A 12,183-nucleotide genomic window follows, 5' to 3' on the forward strand; every position below is an offset into this window, starting at 1 on the left:
TATGCTAAGTTTTCCGTTTCTTAACGGTTAACTTAGCTTTTTTATTAATTTTAATTTTATGATACGCAATTATTGAAAATTAATTGGTTTTTCAAGATAATCTATGTAAGCGCATTATTATAAATAATCGTATCGTTAGGTCGGAAAATATAATTAGAGGTGACTATGCATGACTCATATTACAGAAAGTGAAATGAAAGAAAAATATCTAGATTTACTCTCACAAAAATTTGACAGTGCAGAAAAACTTGCTACTGAAATTATTAACTTAGAGTCAATCTTAGAATTACCTAAAGGAACTGAACATTTTGTCAGTGACCTTCATGGTGAATACGAATCTTTCCAACATGTTTTAAGAAACGGATCTGGAAATGTGCGTGCTAAAATTAATGATATCTTCAAAGATAAATTATCCAAGCAAGAAATCAACGACTTAGCAGCATTAGTATACTATCCGGAAGAAAAACTAAAATTAGTTAAAAATAATTTCGATTCTATCGGAACATTAAATATTTGGTATATTACAACCATTGAACAATTAATTGATTTAATTACATATTGCTCATCAAAATATACTCGTTCAAAATTGCGCAAAGCATTACCTGAACAATATGTTTATATTATTGAAGAATTACTTTATAAGAGCAATGAATTTCATAATAAAAAGCCTTATTATGAAACACTAGTCAACCAAATTATTGAATTAGAGCAATCAGATGATTTAATCATTGGCCTTTCCTATACTGTACAACGTCTTGTCGTAGACCATCTTCATGTCGTGGGCGATATCTATGACCGTGGTCCCAAACCTGATAAAATTATGGATACATTAATAAATTATCATTCTGTAGATATCCAATGGGGAAATCATGATGTATTATGGATTGGCGCCTATGCTGGTTCAAAAGTATGTCTTGCGAACCTACTACGAATCTGTGCACGTTATGATAATTTAGATATTATCGAAGATGCATATGGCATCAATCTACGTCCTTTACTTACGCTTGCTGAAAAGTATTACGATGCTGAAAACCCAGCGTTTAAACCTAAGAAACGACCAGATAAAGACGTCAGTCTTACAAAGCGCGAAGAAAGTCAAATCACAAAAATTCATCAGGCAATTGCGATGATTCAATTTAAACTTGAAATGCCTATTATTAAGCGTCGTCCTTCTTTTGAGATGGAAGAACGTTTAGTTTTAGAAAAAATAGATTATGATAACAATGAAATCACTATATATGGTAAAACATATCCGCTTAAAGATACTTGTTTCCAAACTGTAGACCCTAATAATCCCGCTGAATTACTAGCAGAGGAAAAAGAAGTCATGGATAAGCTATTACTTTCATTCCAACAATCTGAAAAATTAAGACGTCATATGTCTTTCCTTATGCGAAAAGGAAAATTATATCTACCTTATAATGGCAACCTTTTAATTCACGGTTGTATTCCCGTCGATGAAAATGGAGAAATGGAATCATTTGAAATTGAAGGTGAACGTTTAAGTGGTCGTGATCTACTCGATGTTTTTGAATATCATGTAAGAAGAGCTTTCGACCATAAAGAATCTACCGAAGACATATCTACAGATTTAGTATGGTATCTTTGGACAGGTAAATATTCATCTTTATTTGGTAAACGTGCCATGACAACGTTTGAACGTTATTTTATAGAAGATAAAGCATCTCATAAAGAGAAGAAAAATCCTTATTATTACTTACGTGAAGATGTTGATATGATACGTAAAATGTTAAAGGATTTTGGTCTTAATCCAGATGAAGGACGTATCATAAATGGTCATACGCCTGTTAAAGAAATTGATGGTGAAGATCCAATTAAAGCTGATGGTAAAATGTTAGTCATAGATGGAGGATTTTCAAAAGCTTATCAATCAACAACTGGTATTGCCGGATACACACTTTTATATAATTCATTTGGTATGCAATTGGTCGCACATAAAGAGTTTAATAGAAAAGAAAAAGTGTTATCAATGGGGGCAGATGAATTGTCAGTAAAACGCGTTGTAGATGAAGAATTGCAACGTAAAAAAATTAGAGATACCAATATCGGTAAACAACTGCAAGATCAAATTGATATCCTCAAAATTTTAATGCACGACCGATATTTAAAATAATATCTTTAAACATATTTAGTAAGTTGATGTGTAATAACATATCTTATCTCCTAATAACTTAAATTAAAAGCGCCCGTACATACACTCATGTACAGGCGCTTAATTCATGTGCTAAAGTATGCTATGTTTTATTTTCAATTAATTAAAGGTCACATCATTGATTATCTTTTCATAAAACAAATTAATTTTTGAAGTATGACTTTTTGTAACTTACGCAACACATTAAGTTAAATAAGCATTTTTTAAAATACCATAAATACCTGTTTCATATTCAGGTATATCTCTATTGCTTCGTTTAAACGTCACTTCTTTATCTTCATTGATATGATAGATTAACATATCATTTTCCGTAATTTTTTCATAATCTTCTGCCGGTACTTCAACAATATTATGTTGTGTAATAAATTGATTAAACCAACGTGGGGTATGATTTTCATCAAATAATATATGATTTCTGATTGGGCCATTTAAATTGTTTCGTGCTTGCTCATCATTAAAAGATACTGGCATCATATCTACATTATTCAAGCCAAATTCAGGCACCAATTCATTAAATGCTAAACTGTTAAAGATAAACGATTGTGTCATCAAAATACATTTATTATAACGTAATAAATCAGAATAAATTCTATCATTGCTAGATAAAAGATTACCTTTAAATACTTCGAACCCCGCTTCGTGGGCTTTTTCTGATGTGTTTTCAAATAAGTTGAACATCATGACGGGTATACCATGATCCCTTAGATTAATGCCGAGATGGAATGAAAATTCACTTTCTCCGACGATGATTACGCCAGGTGGCTCTGTACTTGCTACACCGAACAGTTTACTTAAAGGTGTAAAACCAAATCCATAAATGACTACAGTGATAAATACAAGACCAAAGGTTACTGGTGTAATATATTGAGCCATAGGAATTTTATCGTCCATAAATAAACTTGAGAAGAATTGTGCCACTGTTAAAACCACAATACCTCTAGGCGCCATTAGTGCTACTACTGCACGTTCCTTTTTAGTTATTTCAGTACCTAATGTTGAAAGAAGCACTGAAATTGGTCTTACTAATACAATCATAACCAAACTAAAGAGTATGAGCTGCCAAGATAACACATTGAGCAACACATCTTTAGTTAAAGAGGACGTAATTAAAATAAATACAGTACTCACAAGTATAGAAGATGCATTATCTATAAAGTGGTCTGATTCTTTAAAGATGAGATCGTGACGTTTTTTACGCGCCATCATTAAGCCGAAAATTGTTACAGCTAATAAGCCTGATTCTGATAATATCTCATCGCAGATACTAAATGTTAAAAGAATAAATACAAACTGAATGGGTGGCATTAAACTTTGAGGAATTTTATCTTGACCTATAAGCCAATTAAATAGAAAGGCTGCACCAAAACCTATTAAAATTGCAGCTAAGAGTTTCAAGATAAAGAGAATAATAACGACAAAGCCTATCCCTTCCTCAAAAATCTGGAATACATAAAATGCTGTGAGTGCAATAATAGGTCCAATAGGATCCAATATAATACTTTCCCATCTTAATACTGAATCGACATTTCTTTTTACTTTCGCTTGCTTTAATAAAGGTTGAATCACAGTTGGACCAGTGATTAAAAATAGACCCCCAATCACAAACGAAATGGATAAAGGGAAACTCATTGTTATATGTAAAGCAATCGCTCCTAAAATCCACGCAATCCCTGCACCTATAGTTATAATTCTTATAACAGCTTTAGAAATGCCTTTTAATTCTCTAAAATCTAGATTACTACTACCTTCAAATAAAATAATTGCTACAGCAAGAGATACAATTGAACTAAATGCCTCAGGTCCAAGTGCCTCTTTTGGATTTGCTAATCCAAAAATAGGTCCTACAAGTAAACCTACGATGGCCATGACAACAATCGATGGCCATTTTATTCTACTCGCTAACCATTGACTAAAAATGCCTAGTGCTAAGAACAACACAATCGTTAGCATCACGGGCAATTCCAATGACATATTAAACACCTTCTTTATTTCCAATTCGATTTATATACTTAATATTGACCTATACTACCAAAAATGATTTGCAATTGCATTATGATTTGCTTAAAGATAATGTAAACATTTAAATGAAATATATGGATTTAGGTTAGATGGTACTTGACTATACGCACTTATCTACCATCTTATTTAATCATACCACACTTAAACGTACACCCTATTTATACAATAGTACATATGTGGCGAACTTTACTGTTTATTTTTTCGGTAAAATCATCTAAAATAGATTAATGTAATTTTTAAAATTTTTGTAAGAAAAATTAATCTAACTTGGATAGCACCTGAAGGGATTTGTTTATTAAATGAGCAATGTTAAAGAATCCATCATTGTTGCCTTCGCCTTTGTAGGCGTTGTAGTTGGAGCGGGATTTGCGACAGGTCAGGAAATTTTTCAATTCTTCACTAGTCATGGTATTTACAGTATTAGCGGTATTTTTATTACTGGACTTATCATAACTCTTGGAGGAATATTCGTATTAAATACTGGCTTTCGTCTTAGATCTCAAAACCACTCCGAATCTATTCGCTATTATCTACATCCAACAATAGCTAAATTATTTGATATTATACTTACAGTATTTTTATTTTCTCTAGCAATTATTATGACAGCCGGCGGAGCATCAACTATAAATGAAAGTTTTGGTTTGCCTTTTTGGTTAAGTTCTCTCATTTTAGTGATACTTATTTTGTTAACATTATTTCTAAAGTTCGATCGCCTCATCGCTGTTTTAGGAGGGGTAACACCATTTCTTGTGGCAGTCGTAGTAATGATTGCAGTGTATTACTTTATTACTGGTGATTTAAATTTTAGTGACGCCAGTCAATATTCAAATCAAAATAAGTCGATTTCTCCTGGTTGGTGGTTTGACGCAATTAATTATGCTAGCTTACAAATTGCTGCTGCATTTAGCTTTTTAACTGTAATGGGCGGTAAGCTACGATATCAATCGTCCACAATTTATGGTGGACTTATCGGTGGTATTATTGTGACTTTACTATTACTTTTAATTAATTTTGGTCTTGTTACAGAATTTAATCAAATTAAAGAGGTAGCATTACCATCATTGCTACTTGCTAAGCAGATTTCTCCATCCATTGGTATTATCATGTCTGTCATTATGGTTTTAGTCATATACAATACAGTAGTAGGTTTAATGTACGCCTTTGCATCACGCTTTAGTCGACCGTTTACGAAACGCTATTATATTCTTATAGTTATGATGGCGATAATAACATTTGCTTGTACTTTTGTGGGATTCATTTCTCTCATTGGTAAAGTATTCCCTATCATGGGACTTTTTGGTTTTATCTTATTAATTCCTGTGATATACAAAGGAATTTTACGAAAATAATAATCTTAGCCTAGGACAAATTGTCTTAGGCTTTTATATTGTCAATAAGGTAAAGAGTTAAACACATACTAAACAAATTTTAATTCTATTAGCACTTCCTGTGTAAGTTAACCAATCTATTTAAACACTATTTACCTTCTTAATGGTTGCTCATTTTCTTGAAGTTCAGGAGAATTTTAATATAAATAACGCAATTTAAATTTAAAACTGATTTTTCAGGGAATACTTCTAATGGAGGTGTTTAACATGACAAACCAATTATTTATTAACAATGAATTTATAGAAAGTCAGTCTAAAGAAACAATGGATGTCATTAATCCAGCTACTGGCGAGGCATTTGATACTATCACTCTTGCAACTGAAGAGGAAGTAAACGACGCAATTGAAAAATCTCAACAAGCACAACTTGAATGGGAGCGCGTGCCTCAACCTACACGTGCAGAACATGTTAAATTACTTATACCTTTATTAGAAAAAAATCGCGATGAAATAGCTCAATTATACGTAAAAGAACAAGGTAAAACTTTATCGCAAGCTTATGGAGAAATTGACAAATCAATCTCATTTATCGATTATATGACAAGTCTGAGTATGTCAGATAAAGGACGTGTTCTACAAAATAGTATTGCAAATGAAACGATTCAACTTATCAACAAACCTATCGGAGTTACTGCTGGTATTGTGCCATGGAACGCACCGATACTTGTCCTTATGCGAAAAGTCATTCCAGCTATTGTAACTGGTTGTTCAGTAGTGATTAAACCTAGTGAAGAGACAACGTTACTCACTCTTCGATTAGCTGAATTATTCAGAGCATCAACTATACCAGCAGGTTTGATTCAAATTGTTCCTGGCACTGGAGAAACAGTAGGTACACAATTAGCTTCGCATAAAGACATTCAACTTATTTCTTTAACTGGAAGTATGAGAGCTGGTAAATCTGTTTACGAAAATGCTGCTCAAACTGTAAAGAAAGTAAATTTAGAATTAGGTGGAAATGCTCCAGTCATTGTCACATCAAATGCCGATTTAGATAAAGCAGTTGACTATATTGTGACAGCCCGTATAAATAATGCAGGTCAAGTTTGTACGTGCCCTGAACGTATCTTTGTGCATGAAGATGTTCACGATGACTTTTTAAATAAAGTAACTTCCAAAATGAAAAGCTTAACTGTTGGAGATCCATTTGATGAAAACACCGATTACGGCGCAATTATTAACCAAAAGCAACTTGATAGTATTCATGAAAAGGTTCAAGATGCTATTAAAAATGGTGCAACATTGATGACTGGTGGACATCAATTAAAACGCCATGGTTTCTTCTACGCACCAACGGTATTAGATAACGTTAGAAAAGACGATAGTGTCTTTAAAGATGAAATTTTTGGTCCTGTTCTTGCGATAACAACATACCGTAATTTTGAACAAGTGATTGAAGACGCTAATGATACAAACGCTGGCTTATCTTCTTATATCTTCTCTGAAAATTTAACAGAAGTAATGACAGCAACCGAACGTCTAAAATTTGGTGAAGTATATGCAAATTGTGAGGCTGAAGAAGTCGTTAATGGCTATCACGCAGGTTGGCGTGAATCAGGCTTAGGTGGCGCTGACGGTATTCACGGTTTTGAAGAATACTACAATACCACTGTAAGTTATATCAGATACTAATGTAATCATTATCATATAACTAACGGGATGGGTTTAACGTTTTATTTAGAACGTTAGACCCACCCCGTTTTTAATTATTGAGTGCGCGATTTAATACGTGAATGTTCTTTTTCATTAATGATTGGTATGAAATTGAATCATCATTTTGCTCCTCTTTAGTCAATACAGCTAAATTATGAAAACTTAATGGTTTCGTATCTGTTTCTTTCTTAATAACATCTGTAATTTTGGAGGTAATATTTTGTTCATATAAAACATAAGGCGCGTGTGAATGCTGTATATCTTTAACGATATTCAAAATCTCTTTTTGACTAGGTTCTTCATCATTCATACCTTTAACACCTTGTTGTTTAAAACCATAACGATGCGCTAAATATCCTAGCGAATCGTGTGATATCACAACTTGATCTCTTTTAGAATGCTTCGTTATTGATTGTAGCTGTTGATCAATATGCACAATATCTTTATTTACTATTTTATAATTTTTATTGTAATAAGCTTGATGTTTAGGGTCTTTCTCTATTAATTTCTCTTTAATCATGAAAGCGAATTTTTGATTTAGAACAGGATCTAACCAAACATGAGGATCTTGATTCGATTCTTCATGATGTGAATGATGCTCATGATCTTCATCATGGTCTTTAGAGTGAATAAAATCACTTTGTTTGAGTCCTTCGGCAAGCGCTAATTTCATGCTATTATTGGTCATCGAATTCGTAATCTTTACAGCGACAGGATCTAATTGATGACTTGAATAGACAAACAGGTCACTTTTGGCAATATCAATCATATCTTTTTGTGTTGGTTCATATGAGTGTAAATCAGCACCAGCAGGATAGATTGATTGCGCGTCAACATATTTTCCACCAATCTGTTGTGTCAAACTTTGAAATGCGTATACAGTCGTGTATACTTTCATTTTATTCTTGTCATTAATACTTTCGCGTTTACGATGATCAAAGCTACTGCATCCGCTTAACATTAAAATGATGATTGACACTATAATTAATTTCTTCAATATAAGTGCTCCCTACTATGACCAATTTATACGCTTATCACTATATCCGTTACATTATAAAAAAGCAATAGTTATCAATATAAATGTAAACTGTAAACCAATTATGTTTGAAAACGTCAAAGCGTGATAAATATAACTATATACTATTTTAAAGGAGTGAACGTCGATGGCTGCAGAAATTAAACAAGGCGATCATAAATTCTATGTAGGTGATGACGAAAATAACCCAAAAGCTGTTATTACATTTAAAGAGGTTGATAACAATGAGATAGACATAGATCATACTGGAGTTTCTGATGAACTCGGTGGACAAGGTCTAGGTAAAAAATTAGTTAATCGTGTTGTTGAACATGCACGAGAAAACAATCTAAAAATTATCGCTTCTTGTCCATTCGCAAAAAACGTATTAGAAAAAGATGATCATGCACAAGATGTTTATTTAGGATAGTTTATGTGAATGTACTCATATCAATTTGAGATATACGTCGTTCGCTTATTTCACCGAAAATTTATAGCAGTTGACTAAATATGCAATACGTTTATCAAATGGGCACACATATAGTTAACTATGTAAGGGTAGGACTAATTTCAAAATAATTTAGTTCTACTCTTTTATTTAGATTTTATATTAGTTCAATATATTAGCTATTTTAGTATCTTTTAAGTATATTAATTATACTTATTTTAAAATTGAAAGGAACACGAAACGATGACAAATTTTCATTCTATAGATGCTACACAAGTAACAAACGTCACTTTAAATGTTAAAGATTTAAATAAATTAACTGATTTCTATTCTAATGTATTAGGTTTTTCTATTGAAAAACAAACGAATCAACAGACCGTATTCAACATCGGAAATCTTGGTTATACTTTAACTTTAAATGAACTCAACAATGGTCGACAACCGGAATTTAGAGAAGCAGGTTTATTCCATGTTGCTTATCTTTTACCGACTCGTAGCGATTTAGCAGACTTCCTTTATCATGCTAACAATCACAACATCGCAATGGGTGGCGGAGATCACCTTGTCAGTGAAGCGCTATATTTCGCTGATCCTGAAGGTAATGGTATTGAAGTCTATCATGATCGTCCTTCAGAAGACTGGGTATGGCGAGACGGTTTTGTCAAAATGGATACATTGGAAGTTGATGTCAATGATTTAATGGCTCAACGCTCAAACGAAGGTTGGCAAGGTTGGCCGGAAGAAGGAAAAATCGGCCATTTACATCTCAAAACCCACAATTTAGAATCAGCTTATGAATTTTATGTTGAAAAGCTAGGGTTCGAACATATATCTAATTTCCCACAAGCACTATTTATGTCTACTCAAAAGTATCATCATCATATAGCGACAAATACTTGGCAGTCAAATAAGATTAGAACTCAAAATGAACAAACTTATGGTTTATGTCACTTTGACATATATCAACCTAATGCAAATAGTAGTCATGTTACTTCACCTGAAGGCTTTGACATTACAATTCATGGTAACAAAACAAAATAACGATGATAACTTACCGTAGTTGATACACACCTTATTTTGAATAAGTTATCCAAGTTACCGACAACTTGCTTTGCCCTGGGAATTTTTCGGTGAAATTCTCTTTGTTGGAGCCTCGAACCTCAACTTTTCTAATCCATTGAATTCCAACATATACTTCGTCTTTATGGGGTTTGTTGAAAGTGTTTGATATAAGGTAGATGTAATTTCTAGTGTTTTGTCTATATATTAAGAAAACCTGAGACAAGATTGATGTGTACTATACCTCACAATGTTAGAATTTAGTCTAACTTTACGTTGCACTCAATGTCTCAGGTTTTTATAATTTTATTTATTTTTCATTAATTTTACTTCGCTTAATGCTTGCTGACGTATTCTTTCTTCATCTTCTCTAACCCAGTTTGGAATTAAAAAAGCATCAATAATAGCCCAAATTAATGTAGGAATTCCAAAAGTAAACCAAACAGTTAATAATGTTAAGACTAATAATCCAACTCCACTTCCTACTTTACCATGATAAAATCTATGTGCTCCAAATCCTCCTAAAAAGAACCAAAGTACATAAGATACAGCAGTAGATTTTCCACGATTCGTTACTTGTTGTTCAATATAACTCTTTTCTTCTAAATTCATAAAATCCCTCACAACATTTTCATATTTAAAATTATTGTACCATACAAAATATAAAAACAAATATTAATTTATTATTTTTCACCAGATAAATAAATTTTTGTGTAATACTCAAAAATATTTTCTGCTTTTAATTGAAGTAAAATTTCAACAAAAAACAGGATGCACGCATACGCATGCATCCTGTAAAGTGCCTCTTTTTATTAATATAAACCTTTAGTTTGGTTGCTTGTATCAATAAAGATATTTTTAACTTGTTGATAGTTTTTGATAGCATCTTTATATACTTCGCGCCCAATACCTGATTTTTTATATCCTCCGAATGGCGCACCTGCAGGAATTTGATTATAAGTGTTAATCCAAATACGACCTGTTCTCATAGCTTTAGCTACATTTAATGCACGATTTAAATTTGTAGTAAAGATACCTCCAGCTAAACCATACTCAGAATCATTTGCAATTTCGATAGCTTCTTGCTCATCATCGAATTTTTCAACTACTACAACTGGACCAAAGATTTCTTCTTGAGCAAGTTGATGTTTATTATCGTTAATCTCAATAATTGTAGGCTCAAAGAAGTAACCTTTGTCTAAGCCGTTGTCTGTGATTCGATGACCACCAGTTAAGATGTTAGCTTTGTCATCTTCTTCAGCAATTTTTATATAACTTTCAATTTTATCTAATTGTTCTGGTCCAGTTTGCGCACTCATTTTAGTATCTTCATCAAATGGATCGCCAACTTTAATATTTTCAAATGCTTCTTTCAATTTTGGCAATAATTCATCGTAAATAGATGATTGTACTAATAATCTTGAACCTGCACTACATACTTCACCTTGGTTAAATAATATACCAAGTTGAACACCTTCAATCACTTGCTCTAAATTAGCGTCATCAAAGATAATATTAGCACTTTTACCACCTAATTCTAATGTTGTAGGAACGATACGTTCAGCACCTGCTTGTGCTACACCGTAACCCACGTCAGTAGAACCTGTAAATGATAATTTGTCTACACCTTCATGATGGAAAATAGCGTCTCCTGATTCAGACCCTTTACCAGTTAAGACATTAACTACTCCTTTAGGAAGAACTTCTTGGAAAATTTTAGCAAGTTCAATTAATGATAAAGGCGTAGATGATGATGGTTGAATTACTACTGTATTACCTGCTGCTAAAGCTGGTCCTAATTTCCATGATGCTAATAAAATTGGGAAGTTCCATGCTACTACTGCACCAACAACTCCAACAGGTTCATTAACAACTAAACTCATTGTATTTTGATCAATTTCATTAACTGAACCTTCGTCAGTTGTTAAAACGCTAGCAAAATACTTAAATTGATTGGCTGCTTGTGGTACATCAATTGTTGATGTTTCACGATAGGGTTTACCATTTTGCAGTGATTCAACTGTCGCTAAATGTTCAGTTTTCTCATGAATACGTCGACTAATTTCTAATAGATAATCTGCACGTTCTTCTTTAGAAATCTTACTCCAACTATCAAATGCATCATGAGCTGCCTGAACAGCTTTATCCACATCTTTTTTACCAGCGCGTGCAACTTTAGCTAAATCTTCACCATTAGCTGGATTAGAAACAGTTAATGTTTCCCCACTATCACTAGCTTGGAATTCATTGTTAATAAACAAGCCGTAACTTTCATCTATATAATTTCTTACGTTAATATTTGTCATTAAAACCCATCCTTTTTTAGTGATATTTGAAGTAATCGCTTATCCCTAATAAAATGTAAGCGTTTACTCAATGTAACACTTATTTTAACCTCTTTTGTAAATAATGCAAAATTATCTGTTTG

At 32.7% G+C, this 12,183-nt stretch carries 9 protein-coding genes; 5 read left to right on the forward strand and 4 right to left on the reverse strand.

Going from position 1 to position 12,183, the window contains the following annotated elements; genetic code table 11:
* Positions 1-169 precede the first annotated feature (169 nt).
* A complete protein-coding gene (locus HMPREF2663_RS02545) occupies positions 170-2,134 on the forward strand; it encodes a fructose-bisphosphatase class III (RefSeq protein WP_070845721.1) in 1,965 nt (654 codons plus the stop codon).
* Positions 2,135-2,356: 222 nt separating this feature from the next.
* Here HMPREF2663_RS02545 and HMPREF2663_RS02550 read toward each other — a convergent pair whose 3' ends face one another.
* A complete protein-coding gene (locus HMPREF2663_RS02550; protein WP_002475119.1) occupies positions 2,357-4,144 on the reverse strand; it encodes a cation:proton antiporter in 1,788 nt (595 codons plus the stop codon).
* A gap of 347 nt (positions 4,145-4,491) precedes the next feature.
* On the opposite strand from HMPREF2663_RS02550, the gene HMPREF2663_RS02555 reads away from it, so the two are divergent.
* On the forward strand, positions 4,492-5,541 hold the full coding sequence (locus tag HMPREF2663_RS02555; RefSeq protein ID WP_070845723.1) for a YkvI family membrane protein: 1,050 nt from the start codon (positions 4,492-4,494) through the stop codon (positions 5,539-5,541).
* A gap of 246 nt (positions 5,542-5,787) precedes the next feature.
* The gene (aldA, locus tag HMPREF2663_RS02560) at positions 5,788-7,212 is read left to right on the forward strand and encodes an aldehyde dehydrogenase (protein ID WP_070845729.1); all 1,425 of its coding nucleotides are present in this window, start codon (positions 5,788-5,790) and stop codon (positions 7,210-7,212) included.
* A gap of 70 nt (positions 7,213-7,282) precedes the next feature.
* Here the strand turns inward: aldA and HMPREF2663_RS02565 are convergent, their stop codons facing one another.
* Complete coding sequence (locus HMPREF2663_RS02565; RefSeq protein ID WP_070845730.1) at positions 7,283-8,230, reverse strand: metal ABC transporter solute-binding protein, Zn/Mn family; 948 nt, start codon at positions 8,228-8,230, stop codon at positions 7,283-7,285.
* A gap of 166 nt (positions 8,231-8,396) precedes the next feature.
* Here HMPREF2663_RS02565 and HMPREF2663_RS02570 point away from each other — a divergent pair, with 166 nt between their 5' ends.
* Together HMPREF2663_RS02570 and HMPREF2663_RS02575 are read left to right on the forward strand one after the other, a co-directional pair.
* Positions 8,397-8,678, forward strand: a complete 282-nt coding sequence (locus HMPREF2663_RS02570) for a GNAT family N-acetyltransferase (RefSeq protein ID WP_002484947.1) — start codon at positions 8,397-8,399, stop codon at positions 8,676-8,678.
* 261 nt (positions 8,679-8,939) lie between these two features.
* Entirely contained in the window at positions 8,940-9,737 is a 798-nt protein-coding gene (locus tag HMPREF2663_RS02575; protein WP_070845732.1) for a VOC family protein, read from the forward strand.
* Positions 9,738-10,061: 324 nt separating this feature from the next.
* Here the strand turns inward: HMPREF2663_RS02575 and HMPREF2663_RS02580 are convergent, their stop codons facing one another.
* Entirely contained in the window at positions 10,062-10,367 is a 306-nt protein-coding gene (locus HMPREF2663_RS02580; protein WP_002458205.1) for a TM2 domain-containing protein, read from the reverse strand.
* 200 nt (positions 10,368-10,567) lie between these two features.
* The gene (locus tag HMPREF2663_RS02585; RefSeq protein WP_002447113.1) at positions 10,568-12,061 is read right to left on the reverse strand and encodes an aldehyde dehydrogenase family protein; all 1,494 of its coding nucleotides are present in this window, start codon (positions 12,059-12,061) and stop codon (positions 10,568-10,570) included.
* Positions 12,062-12,183: the final 122 nt, after the last annotated feature.

The sequence above is a fragment of the Staphylococcus sp. HMSC077D08 genome (genome assembly GCF_001837945.1).
GTDB classification, from domain to species: domain Bacteria; phylum Bacillota; class Bacilli; order Staphylococcales; family Staphylococcaceae; genus Staphylococcus; species Staphylococcus epidermidis.

Coding starts and splice junctions, on each gene's coding strand:
- HMPREF2663_RS02545 (WP_070845721.1), top strand. CDS start 170: ATGACTCATATTACAGAAAGTGAAATGAAAGAAAAATATCTAGATTTA.
- HMPREF2663_RS02575 (WP_070845732.1), top strand. CDS start 8,940: ATGACAAATTTTCATTCTATAGATGCTACACAAGTAACAAACGTCACT.
- HMPREF2663_RS02570 (WP_002484947.1), top strand. CDS start 8,397: ATGGCTGCAGAAATTAAACAAGGCGATCATAAATTCTATGTAGGTGAT.
- HMPREF2663_RS02555 (WP_070845723.1), top strand. CDS start 4,492: ATGAGCAATGTTAAAGAATCCATCATTGTTGCCTTCGCCTTTGTAGGC.
- HMPREF2663_RS02585 (WP_002447113.1), bottom strand. CDS start 12,061: ATGACAAATATTAACGTAAGAAATTATATAGATGAAAGTTACGGCTTG.
- aldA (WP_070845729.1), top strand. CDS start 5,788: ATGACAAACCAATTATTTATTAACAATGAATTTATAGAAAGTCAGTCT.
- HMPREF2663_RS02580 (WP_002458205.1), bottom strand. CDS start 10,367: ATGAATTTAGAAGAAAAGAGTTATATTGAACAACAAGTAACGAATCGT.
- HMPREF2663_RS02550 (WP_002475119.1), bottom strand. CDS start 4,144: ATGTCATTGGAATTGCCCGTGATGCTAACGATTGTGTTGTTCTTAGCA.